Source organism: Castellaniella sp. GW247-6E4 (assembly GCF_040276065.1).
Lineage (GTDB): Bacteria > Pseudomonadota > Gammaproteobacteria > Burkholderiales > Burkholderiaceae_B > Castellaniella.
In genome coordinates, this window is record NZ_JBELOI010000002.1 from 243,954 (window position 1) to 265,343 (window position 21,390).

At 67.5% G+C, this 21,390-nt stretch carries 26 protein-coding genes; 16 read left to right on the forward strand and 10 right to left on the reverse strand.

Going from position 1 to position 21,390, the window contains the following annotated elements; translation table 11 throughout:
- Positions 1-13 precede the first annotated feature (13 nt).
- Together ABS761_RS04250 and ABS761_RS04255 are read right to left on the reverse strand one after the other, a co-directional pair.
- Positions 14-883: a type III pantothenate kinase gene (locus ABS761_RS04250; RefSeq protein WP_350406843.1), complete on the reverse strand. Its 870-nt coding sequence runs from the start codon at positions 881-883 to the stop codon at positions 14-16.
- Positions 880-1,743 (reverse strand): biotin--[acetyl-CoA-carboxylase] ligase, encoded by an 864-nt coding sequence (locus ABS761_RS04255; protein ID WP_350406844.1) that lies wholly within the window; start codon positions 1,741-1,743, stop codon positions 880-882. The genes ABS761_RS04250 and ABS761_RS04255 overlap by 4 nt, the downstream gene beginning before the upstream one ends.
- A 72-nt stretch (positions 1,744-1,815) precedes the next feature.
- On the opposite strand from ABS761_RS04255, the gene ABS761_RS04260 reads away from it, so the two are divergent.
- The 9 genes from ABS761_RS04260 to ABS761_RS04300 all read left to right on the forward strand — a co-directional run bounded on the left by ABS761_RS04260 (position 1,816) and on the right by ABS761_RS04300 (position 9,176).
- On the forward strand, positions 1,816-2,475 hold the full coding sequence (locus tag ABS761_RS04260) for an alpha/beta hydrolase (protein ID WP_350406845.1): 660 nt from the start codon (positions 1,816-1,818) through the stop codon (positions 2,473-2,475).
- A 157-nt stretch (positions 2,476-2,632) separates the two neighbouring features.
- The gene (locus ABS761_RS04265) at positions 2,633-3,853 is read left to right on the forward strand and encodes a D-alanyl-D-alanine carboxypeptidase family protein (RefSeq protein WP_502881385.1); all 1,221 of its coding nucleotides are present in this window, start codon (positions 2,633-2,635) and stop codon (positions 3,851-3,853) included.
- 26 nt (positions 3,854-3,879) lie between these two features.
- The gene (locus ABS761_RS04270; RefSeq protein ID WP_350406847.1) at positions 3,880-4,743 is read left to right on the forward strand and encodes a D-amino acid aminotransferase; all 864 of its coding nucleotides are present in this window, start codon (positions 3,880-3,882) and stop codon (positions 4,741-4,743) included.
- Positions 4,740-5,015 (forward strand): DUF493 family protein, encoded by a 276-nt coding sequence (locus tag ABS761_RS04275; RefSeq protein WP_350406849.1) that lies wholly within the window; start codon positions 4,740-4,742, stop codon positions 5,013-5,015. The genes ABS761_RS04270 and ABS761_RS04275 overlap by 4 nt, the downstream gene beginning before the upstream one ends.
- 14 nt (positions 5,016-5,029) lie before the next feature.
- Positions 5,030-5,683 carry a lipoyl(octanoyl) transferase LipB gene (lipB, locus tag ABS761_RS04280; protein ID WP_350407054.1) on the forward strand — a complete coding sequence of 218 codons (654 nt, stop codon included), beginning with the start codon at positions 5,030-5,032 and terminating at the stop codon, positions 5,681-5,683.
- A 96-nt stretch (positions 5,684-5,779) separates the two neighbouring features.
- Complete coding sequence (locus ABS761_RS04285) at positions 5,780-6,598, forward strand: enoyl-CoA hydratase (RefSeq protein ID WP_350406850.1); 819 nt, start codon at positions 5,780-5,782, stop codon at positions 6,596-6,598.
- An 85-nt stretch (positions 6,599-6,683) separates the two neighbouring features.
- Positions 6,684-7,574 (forward strand): formylglycine-generating enzyme family protein, encoded by an 891-nt coding sequence (locus tag ABS761_RS04290; RefSeq protein ID WP_350406851.1) that lies wholly within the window; start codon positions 6,684-6,686, stop codon positions 7,572-7,574.
- 137 nt (positions 7,575-7,711) lie between these two features.
- On the forward strand, positions 7,712-8,800 hold the full coding sequence (gene nirK / locus ABS761_RS04295) for a copper-containing nitrite reductase (RefSeq protein ID WP_350406852.1): 1,089 nt from the start codon (positions 7,712-7,714) through the stop codon (positions 8,798-8,800).
- A gap of 55 nt (positions 8,801-8,855) precedes the next feature.
- A complete protein-coding gene (locus tag ABS761_RS04300) occupies positions 8,856-9,176 on the forward strand; it encodes a c-type cytochrome (protein ID WP_350406853.1) in 321 nt (106 codons plus the stop codon).
- On the opposite strand, the gene ABS761_RS04305 is transcribed toward ABS761_RS04300, so the two are convergent.
- Entirely contained in the window at positions 9,177-10,175 is a 999-nt protein-coding gene (locus ABS761_RS04305; protein ID WP_350406854.1) for a C45 family autoproteolytic acyltransferase/hydrolase, read from the reverse strand.
- Between the two features lie 54 nt (positions 10,176-10,229).
- A complete protein-coding gene (locus tag ABS761_RS04310; RefSeq protein ID WP_350406855.1) occupies positions 10,230-11,099 on the reverse strand; it encodes a MurR/RpiR family transcriptional regulator in 870 nt (289 codons plus the stop codon).
- A 126-nt stretch (positions 11,100-11,225) separates the two neighbouring features.
- Here ABS761_RS04310 and ABS761_RS04315 point away from each other — a divergent pair, with 126 nt between their 5' ends.
- Entirely contained in the window at positions 11,226-12,551 is a 1,326-nt protein-coding gene (locus tag ABS761_RS04315; protein ID WP_350406856.1) for an aspartate aminotransferase family protein, read from the forward strand.
- A 69-nt stretch (positions 12,552-12,620) separates the two neighbouring features.
- Entirely contained in the window at positions 12,621-13,148 is a 528-nt protein-coding gene (locus ABS761_RS04320; protein ID WP_350406857.1) for a carboxymuconolactone decarboxylase family protein, read from the forward strand.
- 29 nt (positions 13,149-13,177) lie between these two features.
- Here ABS761_RS04320 and ABS761_RS04325 read toward each other — a convergent pair whose 3' ends face one another.
- A complete protein-coding gene (locus ABS761_RS04325; RefSeq protein WP_350406859.1) occupies positions 13,178-13,738 on the reverse strand; it encodes a cob(I)yrinic acid a,c-diamide adenosyltransferase in 561 nt (186 codons plus the stop codon).
- Positions 13,739-13,889: 151 nt separating this feature from the next.
- On the opposite strand from ABS761_RS04325, the gene ABS761_RS04330 reads away from it, so the two are divergent.
- Positions 13,890-14,186 carry a copper-binding protein gene (locus tag ABS761_RS04330; protein WP_502881377.1) on the forward strand — a complete coding sequence of 99 codons (297 nt, stop codon included), beginning with the start codon at positions 13,890-13,892 and terminating at the stop codon, positions 14,184-14,186.
- A gap of 21 nt (positions 14,187-14,207) precedes the next feature.
- Here the strand turns inward: ABS761_RS04330 and hslU are convergent, their stop codons facing one another.
- From hslU to ABS761_RS04355, 5 genes are all read right to left on the reverse strand, one after another.
- On the reverse strand, positions 14,208-15,539 hold the full coding sequence (gene hslU, locus ABS761_RS04335; protein ID WP_350406861.1) for an ATP-dependent protease ATPase subunit HslU: 1,332 nt from the start codon (positions 15,537-15,539) through the stop codon (positions 14,208-14,210).
- A gap of 19 nt (positions 15,540-15,558) precedes the next feature.
- Positions 15,559-16,092: an ATP-dependent protease subunit HslV gene (gene hslV, locus ABS761_RS04340; RefSeq protein ID WP_350406862.1), complete on the reverse strand. Its 534-nt coding sequence runs from the start codon at positions 16,090-16,092 to the stop codon at positions 15,559-15,561.
- Positions 16,093-16,199: 107 nt separating this feature from the next.
- Complete coding sequence (dksA, locus tag ABS761_RS04345) at positions 16,200-16,640, reverse strand: RNA polymerase-binding protein DksA (RefSeq protein WP_350406863.1); 441 nt, start codon at positions 16,638-16,640, stop codon at positions 16,200-16,202.
- 79 nt (positions 16,641-16,719) lie between these two features.
- On the reverse strand, positions 16,720-17,808 hold the full coding sequence (locus ABS761_RS04350; protein WP_350406864.1) for a CobW family GTP-binding protein: 1,089 nt from the start codon (positions 17,806-17,808) through the stop codon (positions 16,720-16,722).
- Positions 17,809-17,985: 177 nt separating this feature from the next.
- Positions 17,986-18,492: a Fur family transcriptional regulator gene (locus ABS761_RS04355; RefSeq protein WP_350406866.1), complete on the reverse strand. Its 507-nt coding sequence runs from the start codon at positions 18,490-18,492 to the stop codon at positions 17,986-17,988.
- 61 nt (positions 18,493-18,553) lie between these two features.
- Between ABS761_RS04355 and ABS761_RS04360 the strand changes: the two genes are divergently transcribed.
- From ABS761_RS04360 to ABS761_RS04375, 4 genes are read left to right on the forward strand one after another with little or no spacing between them, the layout of a single operon-like run.
- Positions 18,554-18,697, forward strand: coding sequence for a hypothetical protein (locus ABS761_RS04360; RefSeq protein ID WP_350406868.1), 144 nt, complete (start codon positions 18,554-18,556; stop codon positions 18,695-18,697).
- Complete coding sequence (locus ABS761_RS04365) at positions 18,688-19,410, forward strand: metal ABC transporter ATP-binding protein (protein WP_350406869.1); 723 nt, start codon at positions 18,688-18,690, stop codon at positions 19,408-19,410. The genes ABS761_RS04360 and ABS761_RS04365 overlap by 10 nt, the downstream gene beginning before the upstream one ends.
- Positions 19,407-20,306 (forward strand): metal ABC transporter permease, encoded by a 900-nt coding sequence (locus ABS761_RS04370; protein ID WP_350406870.1) that lies wholly within the window; start codon positions 19,407-19,409, stop codon positions 20,304-20,306. The genes ABS761_RS04365 and ABS761_RS04370 overlap by 4 nt, the downstream gene beginning before the upstream one ends.
- A gap of 4 nt (positions 20,307-20,310) precedes the next feature.
- Positions 20,311-21,390 (forward strand): metal ABC transporter solute-binding protein, Zn/Mn family, encoded by a 1,080-nt coding sequence (locus ABS761_RS04375; protein ID WP_350406871.1) that lies wholly within the window; start codon positions 20,311-20,313, stop codon positions 21,388-21,390.

Sequence of the window (21,390 nt, forward strand, 5' to 3'; positions counted from 1 at the left end):
CGTGCCCAGTATATCAGCCGTCGCGCCGCGGCATCCCGTGCTCGAGGGCCAGGCGGGCCAGGCCATCGAGCACGGGATTATCCAGGTGGCGAGCGGCCCGCAGCGGCAGGCCCAGGTCGGCCTGGGCGCGGGCCAGCCCGTGTTCGACTTCGGGCCGCACCAGCGGCCAGCCGCCGCCGCTCACAAAGACCAGGGCCGCCTGCGCAGTGGCGGATCGCAGGCCGTTACGCCACTGGCGCAGCAAGGCACCCGCCTGCGCGGCGGCAATGCCGCTGCTGATCGCGTTGTGGGTATCGACGGGATAATCGGTGGGCGTGCCTTCGGCAAAGGGCAGGTGGGCGGTGTGGTCGGCCAGCGAGCGCGCCATCAGCACGGGGCCGGGCAGGATCAGTCCGCCCAGGAAGTGCGCCTGGGGCGAGCCGTTCTCGCCGTCCCTCAAGGCAATGGTGTCCAGGGTGGTGGCGGTGCCGAAAGTCGCCAGCAGCATGGGGACCCCCCGCGTCCAGTCGGGCCATTCGTGGACGCGGTGCAACAGGCCGATCAGCCCCATCCAGCGGTCCGCGCCCAGTTGGCCAGTGCGGTAGCGGTTGTGCAGCAGGTCGCGCCCGTGGTTGCCGTCCAGCCACTGCACCGGCAAGCCGAGCTGTTGCTGGCAGACGGCCTCCAGTTTGTGGCCGATCACCGGCCCCGCGACATTGGTGGCCAGGACGCGCCGTGGCCGCACACCCAGCGCCTCGAGGCGCGACCCCAGGCCATCGATCTGGTCGTAGTCCAGGGCCTCGGTCCGGCTTTCGCGGGCGCCGTCGATGAGGTCGAACCAGCCGAATTTGGCGCGCGTGTTGCCCGCGTCGATCAGCAGGGCCGTGGGGCGCTCCGGGCTCACGGCCGCGCCCTGACCGAGATTTCGCCGATCGATATGGCGGTTTCGCCGTGGGCGTCGCGCAGCAGCAGCCGCCCTTGCCCGTCGATGCCGCAGGCAATACCGGTGTGCAGCAGGCGCCCGTCGTCCAATACGTCCAGGCGTCGTCCCTCGAGGGCATCCACCTTGGCGTAGCGAGCCGCCAGGTCGTCGAAGCCGCGCGCGGTCGCGCGGTTCAAATCCTCGTACCATGCGCGCGCCAGGCGCGCCACCAGCGTGGCGGCATCGGCGCGGGCCGCCGAGGCATCGGCCGCGACAATGCCCGTCCAGTCCGAGACCTGGCGGTCCAGCGATTGACTCAGGGCGCGGGCGTCGCGCAGGTTCAGGCCGAGCCCGATGATGACGATGAAATGGTCGGGCGTCGTGGCCGTGCCCGCCCGCGTGGTCTCGATCAGGATGCCGGCGAGCTTGCCCTGGTCCCAGAGCAGGTCATTGGGCCATTTCATCGTCAGGCGCCGGTGGGCGCCCGGGCCGAGCAGGCTGCGCAAGGCCTCGCAGGAGGCGGTGCCCAGCAGGGGGGCCAGCGTGGGCAGTTGCCGGGCCTGCAGGAAGACGTCGAAGGCGCAGGAGAACATCAAGTTGGCGTCCCGCCGGTTTTGCCAAGTGCGTCCGGCGCGCCCGCGTCCCTGCTCCTGCACGTGGCTGCCCAGCAGCCAAGGGCGCGCGGGCACGCCCTGGGCGCGACGCGCGCACGCCAGCAGATCGGCGTTGGTGGACCCTGTGCGCTCAGCCCAGTCAATGCGCCAGGCGCCGGGCAGCAGCCCCCTCAGCGCCTTGGCCAAGGCCTCGGGGGCGGGCAGGAATTCGGTTTCTTCGTGGTCCATCCGGTCGCCTGTCATATAGAATGGGACGGTCTGCGTATCGTATGCCGGTCGGCGTGGAGGAATCTCGTCAAAATGTTGTTGCGTACTCAGAATGCGACATTTCAAGGCGCCGTCGGTGCCGTGGACGGTGTCCTGGACCTGCCGGGGGGCACGCCCTCGGGCTGGGCCCTGGTCCTGCATCCCCATCCCCTGCATGGCGGTGCGCGCGACAACAAGATCGTCACCACCGTGGCCCGCGCCTGCGTGCAGCACGGGCTGATGGTGGTGCGGCCCGATTTCCGCGGCGTGGGTGCCTCGGCGGGCGCCTTCGATCGCGCCGAGGGCGAAACCACCGACATGCGCATGCTGGTCGAGCAGTTCATCAAGGCCCACCCGCAGGCCGCCGAGGGGCCCTGGGTGCTGGCCGGGTTTTCCTTCGGGACGGCCGTTGCGGCCCAATTGTATGCCGAGCTCGCTGATCGCGGCATGTCGCTGCCCAGCCGCTTGATCCTGATCGGCTGTGCGGTCGAGCGCTTTCGCTTCCGGCCGGTAGCGGTGCCCGACGATACGCTGCTGGTGCATGGCGAGCATGACGAGGTCGTGCCGCTGGCCGAGGCGATGGATTTCGCCCGGGCCCGACAACTGCCGGTGACCGTGGTGCCCGATGCCGGCCATTTCTTTCACGGCAAACTCTTGATTCTGAGGCGCATCGTGGAATCCAGCCTGGATGGCCTGGCCGAGGGGCGTCCGTGATTCCCACCCCGCCTTTGGGGCCGCCGTGCGCGGACCCGGTTGCAGTTGCTTGCTTTTTGTCTCGATTTGGCGGGCGAACCCGCTGCGGGCCCCGGAATGCCCCTGCCTATAATGGCCGGTGTCCCACCACTCGACTCCAAGATACCCGTCTATGCCTATGATCACGTTCTCACACCTGCCGGCGGCACGCTTTCCATTCGCACGTTTCGCGCTCGCGTGTGCCCTGTTCACACTGGCCTTGGTATCCGCCCGGGCGGGTGCGCAGACTTCCGCGCCAGCGGCTCAGGCGGTGGCCATGGTCAGCGAGCTCTCGAACATTCCGGCGCCTGTGCTGGGCGCCAAAGCCTGGATGACGCTCGATGCCAATAGCGGCCAGGTGATCGCCGCCCAGAACCCCGACGAGCCGGTCGAGCCGGCCTCGCTCACCAAGTTGATGTCGGCCTATGTGGTCTTCGAGGCCCTGGAAGGCGGTCGCCTGGCCCTTGACCAGAAGGTCCACGTGTCCGAAAAAGCCTGGAAAACCGAAGGGTCGCGGATGTTCATCAGCCCCAATACCGAGGTGAGCGTCGACGAGCTGCTCCAGGGGCTGATCGTGCAGTCGGGCAACGATGCGACCGTGGCCCTTGCCGAGGCGGTCGCCGGCAGCGAGTCGGCCTTTGCGGCCATGATGAACGAGCAGGCTGCGCGCATGGGGTTGAAGCACACCCATTTCACCAATTCCACCGGGCTGCCCGACCCGGACCACATGACGACCGTCGAAGACCTGGCGAACCTGGCGCGCGAGCTGGTCAGCCGCTTTCCGCAATATATGCACTATTACAGCCAGCGCGAGTTCACGTACAACAAGATCAAGCAGAGCAACCGCAACCGGCTGCTGTGGGCTGACGACACCGTCGACGGCCTCAAGACCGGCCATACCCAGTCTGCCGGTTATTGCCTGGTGTCGACCGCGCTGCGCGACGGCCGCCGGGTGGTGGCGGTGCTGGTCGGCTCGACCAGCGACGCCGCGCGCACCGAGAACAGCCTCAAGCTGCTGAACTGGAGCTTCAAGAACTTCGATACCGTGCGCTTGCTGGCTCCGGGCCAGGCCGCCGTCCAGGCCCGGGTCTGGGAGGGCGAGGCCGATGCGGTGGGCTTGGGGGTGGACGGCGCCCTGTGGGTGACCGTGCCGCGCGGCCGCGCCGACGCCCTCCAGTCGGTCGCTCATTACACACAACCCCTGCTTGCGCCGCTGGCCAAGGGCGACGCGATGGGCACGCTGCAGGTATCCCTGGGCGACAAGACGCTCAAGACCGTGCCTTTGCAGGTCGAGGCCGCGGTCGCCGAAGCGGGCTTTTTCGGACGGCTGGTCGACAAGGTGCGCCTGCTTTTCCAGTGATTTCCATCTCGCGTGAGGCGCAAGCAATGATTCCGGATGTCGACAACGACAGCATCGTGTATTTGAACGGCGAGCACGTCCGCCTGGGGGACGCCCAGATATCCGTGCTCGACCGGGGGTTCATCTTTGGCGACGGCATCTATGAGGTCGTCCCGGCCTACCTGGGCAAGCCCTTTCGCATGGAGGCCCACCTGGCCCGCCTGCTGCGCAGCTTGGGGGCGATCGGGCTGGATACCGGCTGGAGGCGGGCGGACTGGGAACACCTGATCCTCGATATGCTGGCGCGCGAGGGGCGTGGCCGCGATGTCATGCTCTATCTGCAGGTGACGCGCGGCGTCGCCAAGCGCGACCATCCGTTTCCTCAGGGAGCGCGGCCGACGGTCTTTTGCATGGTGACGCCGTTCACCCGCGTCGGCGAGGTCCGCGAGACGGGGCTGCGTACGATCAGCCTCGAGGACCTCCGCTGGCACCGTTGCGACATCAAGTCCGTCTCGCTGCTGGGCAATGTGCTGGCCAGGCAGGCCGCCGTCGAGGCGGGCGTGGACGACGTGATCCAGTTTCGCGACGGCCTGCTCAGCGAGGCGTCCGCGGCCAATGTCTGGGTGGTCCGCCAGGGCGAGCTGCTCGCGCCCGTGCGCGATCACAATATCCTCGAGGGCGTGCGTTACGGCTTGCTCGAAGAGCTGGCCCGTGCGCGCGGGATCCCCTTCGAGTCGCGGGCGATTTCTCGCGATGAGGTGGCAGGGGCGGACGAGCTCATGCTGACCTCGGCCACCAAAGAGGTCTTGCCCGTTCTGTGGCACGACGGGCGCCCCGTCGGCACTGGCAGGCCCGGGCCCGTGTACCGCGCATTGCGCGAGGCTTACGATGAGGCGATCGCCACCCTATGAAGCCGGTGCCCCCCGAGGAATCCCTGATCGTCTATCCCTGCGATTTTCCCATCAAGGTCATGGGGCGCGCCCATGAGGACTTCGCGCGCGTCATGGCCGAGGTGGTCCTGGGTTTCGATCCGGCCTTCGATGCCGCCACCATCGAGATCCGACCCAGCAGCAGAGGCAATTATGTCGGCCTGACGCTGACCGTGCGGGTCGAGTCGCGCGAGCAGCTCGATGCGCTCTACCGGGCGTTGCACGGGCACGAGATGGTGTCCGTGGTGCTCTGACGGGGCCCGCCATGCTGATCAAATCCCTGCCCCGCCCTGCCGATTACGAGCCCGTGTGGCGGGCGATGCAGGATTTCACCGAGTCGCGCGGGCCCGCGACACCGGACGAGCTATGGCTGGTCGAACACGCGCCGGTCTACACCCTGGGCCAAGCCGGCCGGCCCGAGCACATCCTCAACGCCGGCGGCATCCCGATCGTGCATTGCAATCGCGGCGGCCAGGTGACCTACCACGGCCCGGGCCAGATCGTTCTGTACACTCTCGTGGACCTGCGCCGGCGGCATGTGTTCGTCAAGGAATTCGTGGCGCTGCTCGAGGACGTGGTGCTGGGCGTGCTGGCGCGCTATGGCGTATCCGACGCCTGCCGCAAGGCGGGAGCGCCTGGTATCTATGTCCCGCCACGCGCCCTGCTCGAGCCCTCGGGACCCGCACTGGCCAAAATCGCAGCCCTGGGCATTAAAGTCCGCAACGGCTGCGCCTATCATGGCGTGGCCCTGAATGTGGCGATGGATCTGAGCCCCTTTCTCGGGATCAATCCCTGCGGCTTCGAGGGTTTGCGCACGGTGGATATGGCCGCCTGCGGGGTCGCAGCCGACCCGTCCGAGGTCGGTGCGTGCCTGGTCGAGGGCTTTGTGAGGGCTTGGGAGCGCACGGCCGCCGAGGTTTAGTATCATCGAAGCCGGGCCTCATCGAGGTCCGGGACGATACGGCGCTGGACGCGGGGTGGCGAGGCCTGCCCGCCGGCGCACATGGAGGCGCAAAGCATGGATCGAGCGATCGAGGGGGAGACGGCGCGGGACGACAGGCGCGATCCCGTATTGGTGGACCACGCCGCGGGGGTGCTGACCCTCACATTGAATCGGCCCGAGCAATTCAATGCGCTGTCCGACGAAGTCCTGGCGGACCTGCTGGCGGCATTCGAGGGCTGCGCGCAGGACGAGGACCTGCGGGCGGTGGTGATCGCGGCGCGCGGCCGCGCATTTTGCGCGGGCCATGATCTCAAGCAGATGCGGGGGCATGCCGGCGACCGGGATTACTATCTGTCGCTGTTCCGTCGATGCGGGCGCCTGATGCAGGCCATCGTGCACTGCCCGGTGCCGGTCATCGCGCGCGTCCATGGCACCGCCACGGCGGCGGGCTGCCAGCTCGTGGCGAGCTGCGACCTGGCCGTCGCCTCGGACGCCGCCCGCTTTGCGGTATCCGGTATCAATGTTGGCTTGTTCTGCTCGACGCCGGCCGTCGCCCTGACGCGGAACATCGCCCTGAAGAACGCCTTCGAGATGCTGGTGACGGGCCATTTCGTCAGCGCCGATCAAGCCCGGGCCTACGGGCTGGTGAATCACGTCGTGCCCGAGGCCCAGTTGGATGCCGCTGTTGGCGGCCTGGTCGAGGCGATTAAATCCAAGAGCCCGCTGGCCGTGCGCGTCGGCAAGTCCATGGTGCAGCGCCAGCTCGGCATGGATCTGGCGCAGGCCTACGAATATGCCGCCGAGGTCATGGCCGGCAATATGATGGCCGAGGACGTGGGCGAGGGCATCGACGCCTTTATCGAAAAGCGGCCGCCGCGATGGCGGGGACGCTAGCGCGGTCGACCCGGCGTTTGCGCTAGCACAAGGCGGCTGCGCGCCAAAGCGCGTCCAATAGAGCGATATGACGATGGATCGCTCTATGAAGACCTTGAAACACGTGCGACGCTTGCTCGCAAACCGTCAGGCGGCCGGCCTGGCAGCCGTGGCGATGTCCGGGATGGCATGTGTGACGGCGGCCATTGCGGGATCGGAGGTGGTCCCCGGTGCGCCGATGGTCACGGCGCCTGCGACCCAGGCGCCCGCCGGCCTGGCCGAGCTGCGCATGATCCCGATACCGGCCGGTGCGTTCACCTTGCAGGCACCCGGCGAGTTCCTTGATCGCGGCATGCCGGTCAATCCGCCCCTCGTTGACGCGGTGACCGAGCCTGGACGGGCCATCATGAGCCGCCAGGTCAGCCAGGCGGAATACGCGCAATGCGTGCGGGCCGGCGCGTGCAAGCGCCTGGACAAAGGCTTTCGGAACCTCGCGGCCCCCGACCTGCCCGCCGTGGGGGTGAGCTGGGCCGACGCCACCGCCTACGCGGCCTGGCTGTCCGCGCGCACGGGCCGGACCTGGCGCCTGCCCGATTATGCGGAATGGGTGCGCGCCGCCGCCGAGCGCTACCGCATGGAGGGGCCGCTGCCTTCCGATCCCGACAATCCCGCCGTGCGCTGGCTTGCCGAGTACGAGCGCGAGGCCAGCCGCGGCCGTGGCCGCGTCAAGCCGGCCCAGCCCTTCGGTCACTTCGGCCTCAATGCCCTGGGCCTGGCCGATGTCGGCGGCAATGTGTGGGAATGGACCAACACATGCTTCTCCAGCCATGCGGTGGGGACCTTGCCGCTGTCCGTGCGCGAGAACTGCGGCGTACGCATCCTGGCCGGCGCGCACGTCGCCGCCATGCCGGATTTCATCCGCGATCCGCGCAACGGCGCGTGCTCCATCGGCCTGCCGCCCAGCAACCTCGGCTTTCGGCTGGTGCGCGAGGGCTGAATCCTTTGCGCTAGATCAAGTGCGCGCATTTCCGTGGGGCAGTTCCAGAAAACGTTTGATCTAGTGCAACTAGTGTTAACCCTGAGCGTGACAAGATGAAGTTGTCGAACAAGACACAACACGTCAGGGAGCTCAATATGAAGGTTTTTCGTCTGTGCGTCGCCGCTACGGCCCTCGCCTCAGTCCTTGCGGGCGGCAGCGCCCTTGCCGACCCGGTGGACAAGCTCGAGCATGTCAAGGTCGAGCTCGTGGCCCCGCCCCTCGTGCATGCGCACGAGCAGGCCACCAAGGCGGCCCCAAAGGTCATCCAGTTCCGGATGGTGATCGAGGAAAAAAAGGTCGTCATCGATGAGGAAAACGGGACGACCCTGCAGGCGATGACCTTCAACGGCTCCATGCCCGGCCCGACCATGGTCGTCCACGAGGGCGACTACGTCGAGCTGACGCTGGTCAACCCAGCCACCAACGCGCTCGAGCACAACATCGACTTCCACGCGGCCACGGGCGCCCTGGGCGGCGGCGGCCTGACCGTCATCAAGCCGGGCGAGCAGGTCGTGCTGCGCTTCAAGGCGGATCGGCCGGGCACCTTCATCTACCATTGCGCGCCCGAGGGCATGGTCCCCTGGCACGTGGTCTCCGGCATGAGCGGTACGCTCATGGTGCTGCCGCGCGACGGCCTCAAGGACGCCCAGGGCAATCCGCTGCGCTATGACAAGGTCTACACGATCAGCGAGTTCGACCTGTACATCCCCAAGGACGAGAACGGCGAGTACAAGACCTACGACACCGCTCTGGACAGCTATGGCGACACCGTCGAGGTGATGCGTGGCCTGGTCCCGACGCACGTGGTGTTCAACGGCAAGGTCGGTTCCCTGACCGGCGACGGCGCGATGACGGCCAATGTCGGCGAGAGCGTGCTGTTCATCCACGCGTCGGCCAACCGCGACACGCGTCCGCACCTGATCGGCGGCCACGGCGACTGGGTCTGGGAGACCGGCAAGTTCGCCAACGCGCCCGAAAAGGATCTCGAAACCTGGTTCATTCGGGGTGGTTCGGCGGGTGCGGCGTTCTATACCTTCAAGCAGCCGGGGATCTACGCCTACGTCAACCACAACTTGATCGAGGCTTTCGAACTGGGCGCCGCCGGGCACGTCAAGGTGGACGGCAAGTGGAACGACGATCTGATGAAGCAGGTCGCCGCGCCCGCCCCGATCCCGGCCAAGTAAGACGTCACTCATAAATCGGGCATGGCACCGCCATGCCCCCCTAACGGAGACTCGTATGTTCAAGACCCTCGGTATCGCCGCCCTCGCGCTGGCCATCCTGCCGTTTGCCTCGATGGCCGCCGACAGCGGCAAGCTCAACCCATCGGGCGAGAAGCTCTACAAATCCTCTTGTGTCGCGTGCCACAGCACCGGGGCGGCCAATGCCCCCAAGCTCGGCAACAAAAAGGCCTGGGATCCCATCATCGCCCGCGGCATGGACGAGATGATGAGCGTGGCGATCAACGGCAAGGGCGGGATGCCCGCGCGCGGCGGCACCAAGGCGGACGACGACGCCCTGCGCGCCGCCGTCGAGTACATGGTCAGCCGGGTCCGCTGATCACACGCGGCGGATTCCCTCGCCGCGGTATTGGGCCCGCCCCGGCGGGCCGTACACCGTCCATGATGCGAGCGGGCCGCTCAGGTCGATGTCGATGGTGGCCATGGTGTTCTCGTCGTCGGTATCCTCGACCGAGTCCCGGTAGATCGGCTCGGCCGCATCGCCTTGGTCGGCCAGGATGTCCAGGGCCCCGGCGCCCCGGGCGAGCAACCATTCGCCTCGCTCCTGCCGATGGCGCGACGAGGCGGTGATGATCTGAGGCAGGGTTGCCTGCGCGGCGTGGATGGCGTGGTTGGCGTGGAGCCGCCTCTGGCCCACCTGTTCGGACGAGACGTCCGCCGCCGAGAACTCGACGCTGTGCGTGGCGCCGGCACCCGCCATGCCGATGCCCAGGTGAAAGGCGCCCGCGCGCGGATAGGCGCGCAGCAGCGCCACGGCTTGGTCCGGGTCGCGCACGGCCAGGATCGCGCGCGTGAGCACCATGCGCGGCACGCCCGTCGTCGAGCGGCGTGCGCGGATGTTGTTGACGGTCATGGCCAGACCCGTGTCGCTGACGGCAAACGCATGGCCCGGTATGGATCCCGGATAGACGAACGAGACGAAGGCCGGGGCCCCCGAGGGACGCAGCTCGGCCAGGCCGCAGCGGCCGGCAAAGCCGGGGTGCCCGTCCTCGTTGTGCGCGAGCCGCCCGGGGGCCAGCACCGTGGTGCAGCCATCGGGTGCGAGGGCCCAGAGATCGCCGCGGCAGTTCCACAGAAAAACCTCGTCGAATGATAGCCCCAGCCCCTCGGCGAGGCCCTCGAGTTCGTCCCTGATCCAGGGAAAGAACAAATCGACATTCGCCCGCATGGCGGCTGCCTGAGGGCTGCCGCGCCATTGCTGAATCTCGGCCCATGCAGGCGAGCCGAGCAGATGTGTGCGGCAGGCTTCGGCGCCCCAGCGCCCCAACGCCAGGCCGATGTCGTGGTGGGATCCTGCGCTCTGTAGCCACGCGAGCATGGTGGTCCTCCCGTTGTGGAAAGAAAAGCGTCTCTGCGCCGCCGGCCGCGTCCGTTAGAGGTAGGCGCCGCTCTCGTGCAGCTGGGCCTCGGCGCGCGCCAGCCCCTGCACGGCGCGTGCGCCGGCGCGCACGAGCAACTGTTGGGCCAGCACCTCGACCAGTCCTTGCGCCGCCACGGTGGATGGAAAGAACGAGCCGCTGTGCGTGGTGAAGGTCAGCACGCATGCGGCCTCGATCGCCACAGGTGCGAGTCGGCTGTCGCATAGCGCGATGATGGGGCAGCCCTGGCGCCGCGCGGCCTCGGTGATCTGACGCACCTCGCGGGAATACGGCGCAAAGCTGATGATGACGAGGGTGTCCTCGGAGCCGAGGTGGCGCAGGTCCTGGTCCAGCGTGCCGGCGGCATTGTCCAGCAAATAGACGTCGGGCCGGAACAGGCTGCAGAGGTACTTCAGGCTGAAAGCGGCCGGGTGCGAGGAACGGAATCCGGCGATGTGCAGCCGCCGCGCCCGGTGCAGCCGCTCGATCGCGTCGGGCATCGCCTGGGCATTGGCCGCGCCCAGGGCCAGCAGGTTGGCGGATTGGGCCTGGGTGCTACGCACCCAGTCGGCGGATTCGGCCTCCTGGCTGTCGGCGACCAGGGCTTGCGCGCGGTCGGCATAGCCCCCGGGCAGCATGCGCAGCTGCCGGTTGAAAACCGATTTCAGGGGCTCCCAGCCGTCGTAGCCGAGATGTTGCGCAAGCCGCACGAGGGTCGCCGGCTGAACGCCGGCCAGCGTGGCGATCTTGCGCATCGACAGGATCGACACTTGGGTCGGGTGGTCGATCAGGTAGCGCGCGCCAATCTGGAATTGCGGGCTCATGTCCTTGTAGCGGGATTGGATGTGCTGGACCAGGGCGTCCAAGGACTGTGGTGCTTGCATGACAATCAGGTGGGAAAAGACCCCGGAAGGGATTGATTTGTGTGTTCCAAGCATTATCATACAAGAAACACTTGTTGAATCGAAGGCGCACTGCGACGATTGTCGGGGGCGCCCGGGACGCCCGCCATGACCCATGTTTTTCATCGCAATCCTCAGCATACGCTGAAACGTGCCGTGCGCGGACAGGGGGTTTCCCTGTTCGACGAGGACGGCAGGCAGTACCTCGACGCCTCGGGCGGGGCGGCCGTGTCCTGCCTGGGCCACGGTCACCCCGATGTGACTGCGGCCATCAAGGCGCAGCTCGACGAGCTGGCGTACGCCCACTCCTCGTTTTTCACCACGCGGGCTTGCGAGGAGTTGGCGGATTTTCTGGTCGAGCGCGCGCCGGGCGATCTCGACCACGTGTATTTCGTATCCGGCGGATCGGAGGCCGTGGAGGCCGCCCTGAAGCTGGCGCGCCAGTATTTCGTCGAGCGCGGCGAGGACTCCCGCAGCCAGTTCATCGCGCGTCGCCAGAGCTATCACGGCAATACGCTGGGGGCGCTGGCCATCGGCGGCAACGCCTGGCGGCGCAGGCCCTTCCTGCCTCTGCTGGTTCCGGCCCACCATGTCTCGCCCTGCTACGCCTACCGCGACCAGCGCCCCGACGAATCCGAGGAGCAGTATGCCGCGCGGCTGGCACAGGAGCTCGAGGACAAGATCCTCGAGATCGGTGCGCCCCAGGTCGCGGCCTTCGTGGCCGAGACCGTGGTAGGAGCGACGGCGGGCGTCCTGCCGCCGGTGCGCACGTATCTGCAGCGCATCCGCGAAGTCTGCGATCGACACGGGGTGCTGCTCATCCTCGACGAGGTGATGGCGGGCATGGGTCGCAGCGGTCATTTGTTCGCCTGTGCCGAGGACGGGGTGGCGCCGGACATCCTGGTCGTCGCCAAGGGGCTGGGCGCGGGCTACCAGCCCATCGGCGCCATGTTGGCGAGCCGCCGGATCTATGACGTCATCGTCGGGGGCAGCGGGTTTTTCCAGCACGGCCATACGTATATGGGGCATGCCGCGGCCTGCGCGGGTGCCCTCGCCGTGCAGCGCGTGATCGAGCGCGATGACCTGCTGGCCAATGTGCGGGCCCGGGGCGAGCAGCTCCGCGCCCGGCTGCGCACGGCTCTGGGCGCACACCCCAACGTGGGGGACGTGCGGGGCCGTGGGCTATTCACCGGAATTGAGTTCGTGCGGGACAAAGCCGAGAAATCGGCGCTCGACCCGGCGCGTAGGACCCATGCCCTGCTCAAGCGTCAAGCCATGGAGCATGGGCTGCTGATCTACCCGATGGGCGGAACCATCGACGGCGTGCAGGGCGACCACGTGCTGCTCGCGCCGCCCTTCATCAGCACGGCCGCCGACATCGACGAGATCGTCCAGCGCCTCGCGCGCACCGTGCACGACGTGCTGCCCGCTTGAGCCCGGGGCAGCCGCTCTTTTCATCCCCCGCCCCCGGCCCGCGCGCCGGGAGCCTTCATGGAGACTCTCATGGCCCGAATCGGCTATGCCGACCTGAACCAGAGCGAGGCGGCCGTGCTCGCTCAGCGCATCATCGCCGAACGCGGCAGCGTGCTGCACTTGTACCAGATGCTGCTGCACAGCCCCGCGGCGGCCGAAGGCTGGCTGAACTATCTGACCGCCATCCGCCAGCGCTGCGCCCTGGACGGTGCGATCCGCGAACTGGTCATCATGCGCATTGCGCACCTGAACCGCGCGCCCTACGAGGCCGACCAGCACGCGCCCATCGCCCTGCGCGAGGGGCTGCGCCGGGATCAGCTGGATGCCTTGGCCGGGGCCGAGATCCCGGCGGACCGGTTCGATGCGCGCGAACGGGCCGTGCTGGCCTACGCGGATGCGATGACGCGGTCCGTGCAGGTGCCCGATGGCGTATTCGAGGCGGTGCGGCGGTATTTTCAGGACCGGGAACTGGTCGAATTAACGGCCACCATCGCCGCCTACAACATGGTTTCGCGTTTCCTGGAGGCGTTGCAGGTCCATTCAGACGATTCGCGCTGAGGCGGCCGCGGTGGCCTCTGATGCCGCGCCTACTGCGCCCCGTCGTCCGGGCGCCGCTCCCACAGCACATCGGTCACGCCGGCGGCGCGGTTCAGGAAGCGCGCCAGGACAAAGCACAGATCGGACAGTCGGTTCAGGTACTGGCGCACCGGCGGATGGACGGTTTCCACGCGCGCCAGCGTGACGACCGCGCGTTCCGCGCGGCGGGCGACGGTGCGGGCCTGGTGCGCCAGCGCGGCGGCCCGCGTGCCGCCGGGCAGGATGAATTCCTTCAGCGGGCCAAGCTCGGCGTTGTAGTGCGCCAGGGCCTCGTCCAGGCGCAGCACATGGGTTTGTTTCAAGACCGTCCAGTCCGGGATGCAGAGCTCGCCACCCAGGTCGAACAGGTCGTGCTGGATGCGGCTCAGTAGGGCGTCCACGTCGATCGGCAGGGCTTCTGTGCGCCAGAGGCCGATCACGCTGTTCAATTCGTCCACGTCGCCCAGCGCCGCAATGCGCGGGGCATCCTTGGGGACACGGGTCTTGTCGCCCAGTCCTGTGGTGCCGTCGTCCCCGGTGCGGGTGGCGACGATGGAAACGCGAGTTGGCATGGCGGGATCCTGCTTGGGTAAGGGTTCAGCCTTGGCCGGCGCGGCGCGGCCAGGCGTTGCCGGGATCGGGCAAGGTGTTTCCTTTTGGCGTTATGCTTGGTGTGCCGGGGCCTGTTGATGAGCCCGCGGCCCGAAGAAAGGAGTCTAGTGTATGCCTGGAATGATGTTCGCACGAGCGGGCGCCGTGGCCCTGGCCGCTATTGCCGCGTACGCCGCGCCCGTTCACGCCCAGGAGGCCCAGGCCAGCGGCGAGGTGCGGCGCGTCGATGCCGCCGAGGGCAAGATCGCCATCAAGCACGGCGCCATCGGCGATCTGGACCTGCCGGCGATGACGCTGGTCTACCGGGTCGATCCCGCGCTGCTCGCGGGGGTTCAGGTGGGCGACACGGTCAAGTTCACCGCCATGCGCCGCGATGGCAAATACGTGATCACCAAGCTGTCCAAGTGACCGCCGCGCCGGGGCGGCGGGTTAGAGCACGTAGCGCGCCAGGTCCTGGCTGCCGGCTGTGGCCTCGAGCTTGTCGTTGACGTAGGCCGCATCGATCACGACTTTTTGGGCGCCGGGGTTGGCCGCCTCGAAGGACAGGTCCTCGAGCAGTTTCTCCATCACCGTGTACAGGCGGCGTGCGCCGATGTTCTCGGTGCGCTCGTTGACCTCGAAGGCGATTTCGGCCAGGCGCCGGATGCCGGCTTCGGTGAAGTCCAGTTCGATGTCCTCGGTGGCCAGCAGGGCATGGTACTGCTTGGTCAGAGAGGCATCGGTCGCGTCCAGGATGCGCACGAAATCCTCGGCCGAGAGCGAGTCGAGCTCCACCCGGATGGGAAAGCGGCCCTGCAGTTCGGGGATCAGATCCGAGGGGCGGGACAGGTGAAAGGCGCCCGAGGCGATGAACAGGATGTGGTCGGTGCGCACCATGCCGTATTTGGTGTTGACCGTCGTGCCCTCGACCAGCGGCAGCAGATCGCGTTGCACGCCCTGGCGCGAGACGTCCGCCCCGCCCTGCTCCTGGCGTGCGGCGATCTTGTCGATCTCGTCGAGGAACACGATGCCGTGCTGTTCGGCCAGGGTGACCGCCTGGCCGCGCAGTTCCTCTTCGTTGATGCGGCGGCCAGCCTCTTCCTCGGTGATCAGGCGGAAGGCCTCCTTGACCGTGAGCTTGCGGGTCTTGGTCTTGCCCTGCGAGAGGCCGGCGAACATGCCGCGCAACTGCTCGGTCATTTCTTCCATGCCCGGCGGGGCCATGATTTCCATCTGGGGCACGGCCTGTGCGATCTCGACCTCGATCTCGGTCTCGTCGAGGCGGCCCTCGCGCAGACGCTTGCGGAAGATCTGGCGGGTATTGTTCTCGTCGCGCTCGGGTTCGCCGCGGGCGTTGCGTGGCGGTGGCAGCAGGGCATCGAGGATGCGATCCTCGGCGGCGTCCTCGGCCTGTGTGCGCACGCGCCGCATCTCGGCCTCGCGGGTCTGCTTGACGGCGACCTCGATCAGGTCGCGCACGATGGTGTCGACGTCGCGGCCGACATAGCCGACCTCGGTGAACTTGGTGGCCTCGATCTTGATGAACGGCGCATGGGCCAGGCGCGCGAGGCGGCGGGCGATTTCGGTCTTGCCCACGCCGGTGGGGCCGATCATCAGGATGTTCTTGGGCACGATCTCGTGGCGCAGCGGCTCGGGCACCTGCTGGCGGCGCCAGCGGTTGCGCAGCGCCACGGCGACCGAGCGCTTGGCGCGCTCCTGGCCCACGATGTGCTTGTCCAGTTCCGAGACGATTTCTTTTGGGGTCATGGTGGTGGCGGACATGATGTGATCTGGTCGAGCCTTAAAGTGTTTCGATGATGTGGTTCTGGTTGGTGTAGATGCATAGATCGCCCGCGATCTCGAGGGATTTCTTGACAACCTCGGCGGGCGTGAGCGCGGTGTTCTCGAGCAGGGCGCGCGCGGCGGATTGTGCATAGGCGCCGCCAGAGCCGATGGCCGCCAGGCCGTGCTCGGGCTCGAGGACGTCGCCGTTGCCCGACAAGATCAGGGTGTGCTCGCGGTCGGCCACGATCAGCATGGCCTCGAGGCGGCGCAGGATGCGATCGGTGCGCCAGTCGCGTGTCAGTTCGACCGCGGCGCGCATCAGATTGCCTTGATGTTTTTCGAGCTTGGCCTCGAAGCGCTCCTGCAGAGTGAAGGCATCGGCCGTGGCTCCGGCGAAACCCGCCAGGACCTGGTCGTGGTAGAGGCGGCGGATCTTGCGCGCCGTGCCCTTGATGACGATGTTGCCGAGCGTGACCTGCCCATCCCCGCCCAAGGCGACCTCTTGGCCGCGCCGAACGCAGACGATGGTGGTGGCGTGAAATTGTTCCATGGGAATCCTTGCTGTGAACCGTTCATATGGGGGCACGACAGCCGGATTCAAGGCACCCCGCCCTCCGGGGACCGGGCCGGGCGCGGGGGGGCGTGGGGGGTGCGCCCTCAGTCGCCGTAGAGCTTCTGGCGCATCTCGCGGCGTTCCTGCGCCTCGAGCGAGAGCGTCGCCGTGGGCCGGGCCAGCAGGCGCGCGACGCCGATCGGTTCGCCGGTTTCCTCGCACCAGCCGTATTCGCCGGCATCGATGCGCGCAATGGACTGCTGGACCTTTTTCAGGAGCTTTCGTTCGCGGTCGCGCGTGCGCAGTTCGAGGGCGTGTTCCTCCTCGATGGTGGCACGGTCGGCGGGGTCGGGCACATATTGCGTTTCGCGCAGGTTTTCCGTGGTGGCGCCGGCATTCGTGAGGATTTCGTGTTCGAGGCGGTGCAGGCGATCGCGGAAGAACGCGAGCTGTGCATCGTTCATGTAGTCCTTTTCCGGCATCGCCAACAGTTCCTTTTCCGTCAGCAGGCGGACTTGGGATTTCGTGCTGGATTTGCTAGCCATGGTGTTTCCTCTACTCTGATTATCTTGCCGGGAGGCGTTCACCCGCTGCCACCTTGCCAGTGTGGCATGCATTGCAGGATCAAGCCAGGCATTGTTCGAGCCCCTGGGTGAAGATGTCCTGGGGAAGTTTACGGCCGATGAAGACCATGCGGGTATTCGGTTTTTCACTGGCAAGCCAGGGCTTGCCGGGCTCGGCGCCCATCATCATGTGCACACCCTGAAACAGCATGCGGCGGTTGATCCCCTTGAGGTAGAGGATGCCCTTGTAGCGCAGCAGATCGGGGCCGTAGACCTGCACGATGCCGCCCAGGAATTCCTCCAGGCGTTCGGGGTCGAAGGCCTTGTTCGAGCGGAACACAAAGGCGCCGATCTCGTCGTCGTGGCGCGCGTGGTGGTGATCGTGGCTGCATTCCGGCCCGCAGGCGTGGTCGTCCTCGTCGTGATCGTGGCCATGATGGCCGTGATCGTGATCGTGGTGGTCGTGTTCGGCGGTTTCGAGAAACTCGGGATCGATGTCGAGGATCGTATCGAGGTTGAAGCCGCTGACTTCGAGCAGGGCCTCGAGATCGGTTTCGCCGAAATGCACCGGTGTGATCGGGGCCCGGGGATTGATGCGCACCAGCCGCGCGCGCAGCGCCTGGTAGTCGGCGTCGTTGACCAGATCCTTTTTCGAGATCAGGAGGCGGTCGGCAAAGCCGACCTGGCGCTGGGCTTCCTCTTGGCGGTCGAGAGAGGCCATGCCGTGCTTGGCGTCCACGACGGTGATGACCGCATCGAGCCGATAGGCGTCGGCCACGTCGTCGTCCATGAAAAACGTCTGGCACACGGGGCCGGGGTTGGCCATGCCGGTGGTTTCGATGATGACCCGGTCGAAGGCCAGGCCGCCGGCCTTGCGCCGGGCCGCCAGGTCGTTGAGGGTGCGGATCAGGTCGCCACGGACGGTACAGCAGACACAGCCGTTGCTCAGTTCGACGATCTGCTCGTCGCTGTCTTGCACGAGCAAGTCGTTGTCGATGTTTTCGGGACCGAATTCGTTCTCGATGACCGCGATCCGCTGGCCGTGGTATTCGGTCAGGATGCGGCGCAGCAGCGTGGTCTTGCCCGCGCCAAGAAATCCCGTGAGCACGGTCACAGGGATCATGTTGTCCAATTCAGTCGCAGCTTTCATAGGTGCCTCGCAGACCGCGCAAGACACTCATCCAAAGCTTTGCCAGGGTACGCCAAATAGCCGCTGGTAAGGCCTCGCGCAATCAAATCAACATGCGATTACATCACAGCCCGGGGTTTAGGGCAAACGGGAATCCCCGTGCGCTGACGGCGGGCGGTGTCGGGCGCTGTTGCGGCCTTACGCCCGTTCGGCGGCCTGACAATCCGCGCACAGGGCGCGCAGCTCGGTTTCGTGGCCGGCCAGCGCGTATCCGCTGCGGGCCACGCAGGCGGCCAGTTGGGCGCTCAGGCCGGGGTCGCTCAACTCTGCCACGGCGCCGCAGCGCGTGCATACGACCAGCAGGTCGTGGGGTTCGCCTCCCGCGTCGCTGCAGGCGGTCCAGGCGTTGATCGCGTCAAGGCGGTGGATCAGGCCCTGCTCGGTGAGGAAGTCCAGCGCGCGATAAACCGTCGGAGGCGCCGCGCCGGGTTGCGCGTCGCGGATCGCCTCCAGCAAATCGTAGGCTTTGAGGCTGGTCGGGCGGCGCAGCAGGGTTTCCAGAATCAGCCGACGGATCGGCGTCAGGCGTGTGCCTCGGCGCCGGCACAGGTCCTCGGCGATGCGCAGGCGCTGTCCGATCGCCTGATCGCCTTGGTGCGTGTGCCCGCGGCCGCGGGGAGGATCATGGGGTGTATTCGATATCATGATAGTTATGTTATAACATAACAAGTTCCCCGTGCCGACTCGGCGTCTCACGCACCCCATCATGCCCAGATTGTCCCTATTCACCAGGCCGCGCCGTTATCGCGGCTCGGCCCTGTTGCTCTCCGCGGGCCGGCGCATGCTGCGCGCCTCGCTCGCCGTCGTCTTTCTGTGGATGCTGACCGGATGGGCGATGCAATGGTGGTAGGCCAGCCGGCAATCGAGCTCCAGCGGGTGTGGCTGGGCTGGCGTGACCGCGTCGCGGTGCGCGACGCCAGCGGCGCCTTTGAGCAGGGCTCGCTCACTGCTGTCGTGGGCCCCAACGGGGCAGGCAAATCGACGCTGATCAAGGGGATCGCCGGCCGCCTGAATCCGCTGCGCGGACAGATCCACCTCGAGGCGGGTGTCGCGCGGCGCCTGGCCTGCCTGCCGCAGTCGGCCGAACTCGACCTCAGCTTTCCCATCAGCACTTTCGACCTGGTGGCGCTGGGCGCCTGGCATCGCATGGGCGCCTGGCGCGGCGTGGACGGGCCCGGCCTGGACGCGGTCGAAGAGGCCTTGCGGGTGGTGGGCCTTGCGGGTTTCAGCCGCAGGCCCGTGGACACTCTGTCGGGCGGCCAGCTCCAGCGGGCCCTGTTTGCGCGGTTGATGCTGCGCGACGCCCGGGTGATCCTGCTCGACGAGCCGTTTTCCGCAGTGGACCGGGCGACCACCGAGGACTTGCTGGACCTGCTGCATGCCTGGCACGCCGAGGGGCGCACCGTGATCGCCGTATTGCACGATCTGGACATCGTGCGCGCTTATTTCCCGCAAGCCCTGTTGCTGGCCGGGCAGGTGGTGGAGTGGGGCGCGACCGAGCAGGTCCTCAATCCGGCCAATCTGCACTTGGCGCGGCACTTGTGCGCAGGGGGGCTGCAATGAGTCATTGGCTGGAGCTGCTGACGCAGCCGTTCATCGATTACGGATTCATGCGCCGCGCCCTCGCGGGCGCCTGGGCACTGTCTTTCGCGGCGGGGCCGCTGGGTGTGTTTCTGGTGTTGCGCCGCCTGAGCCTGGTGGGCGATGCGATGGCGCATGCCATTTTGCCGGGGGTCGCCGTCGGCTTCCTGACCGCCGGGCTGTCCCTGTCGGCGATGACGCTGGGCGGGCTGGTCACCGGCGTGGTGGTCGCCTTGCTGGCCGGCCTGGTATCGCGGCTCACGCCTTTGCGCGAGGACGCGAGCTTCGCCGCTTTTTACCTGGTCTCCCTCGGCCTGGGCGTCCTGCTGGTCTCGCTGCGCGGCACCAACATGGATTTGATCCATGTGCTGTTCGGCACCGTGCTGGGCTTGAACGACGCCGCGCTCCTGCTGGTGACGGCGGTCAGCAGCCTGACCCTGCTGGCGCTGGCCGGGCTCTTTCGGGTGCTGGTCGTGGAGTGTCTGGATCCGCTGTTCCTGCGGGCCGAGGGCGGTGCGGGGGCCTGGGCCCACATGGCCTTTCTGCTCTTGCTGGTGTTGAATCTGGTGGCGGGCTTCCAGGTGCTGGGCACGCTGATGGTGGTGGGGATCATGATGCTGCCCGCCACGGCGGCGCGTTTCTGGGCTCGGCCGGTGGGCGGGCAAATGATGCTTGCCGCTGTCTTGGGCGCGCTGTCGTCCTATGCCGGCCTGCTGGTGTCCTATTACTACGACGCGCCCGCCTCTCCGGCCATCATCCTGGCCGCTGGCGCGGTGTATTTCGCCTCGGTGATCTGCGGCCCGCATGGCGGGGTGCTGCAACTCATGCGGCAGTCGCGCCTGCGCCGTGCCCGCCTGCTCGAATCCATGGAGTCCTGACATCATGCCGTATCTCGCTGTTCGCCCAGAGGCGGTTTCCGGGCAGTGCCCGTCGATTCGGCCTGCCAGTCCGCCGCGTGCATCCGGCGAACGAGGGAGAGCCCTGCGTGCCTGGCTGGTTGCCGCGCTGCTGGCGTTCGGCGCCGGCCTGCCGGGCGCCCATGCGCAGGGCGCGCCCGAGCCGATCCGGGTGGTCGCCACGTTCTCGATTCTCGCGGACATGGTCCGCGAGGTGGGCGGGGATCGCATCGCCCTGCAGACCATCGTCGGCCCCAACGGGGACGCCCATGCCTTTGAGCCCGCGCCGCGCGACGCGCGCGCGCTGGGACAGGCGCGGCTGCTGGTGCGCAACGGACTGGGATTCGAGGGCTGGCTGCCGCGCCTGCTCGAGGCCTCGGGCTTCAAGGGTCTGGACGTCGTGGCCTCGGAGGGCGTGCGCCCGCGCATCCTGAACGGGGAAGAACAGGCGCGGGAGGCGGGCGAGCACGGGGGCCATGGTGCCGGGGGTCGCGGCGGCGCAGGCCATGGAGGGCACGAGGGCGTCGATCATGTGGGCGACATCGACCCGCACGCCTGGCAGGACTTGTCCAATGGCGTAATCTATGTGCGCAACATCGCGCGCGGCCTGGCTGCCGCGGACCCGGCGCATGCGGACGAGTACCGCCTGCGCGCGCAGGCCTATGCCGCCCGCCTGCGGGAAGAGGACCGCGCCTGGCGGGCCAGCCTGGCGGCCATCCCGCCGGCGCACCGCGTCATGATGTCCTCGCACGATGCCTTCGGCTATCTGGGCCGGGCCTATGGCATCGAACTGATTTCGGTGTTGGGCCTGTCGAGCGAGGCCGAGCCGGCCGCGGGGACCATCGCCCGGCTTGTCGACCGCATTCGCGCCCGTGGCATTCACGCCGTGTTCCTCGAGAAGGCGGTGAATCCGACCTTGATGCAGCGCATCGTCCAGGAGACCGGCGCACGGATCGGCGGCACTCTGTATTCCGATACGCTGGATGCTCCCGGCACCCCGGCCGGGACGTACCTGGGGATGTTTCGCTGGAATGCGCAGCACATCCTCGAGGGGTTGCGGGGCTGA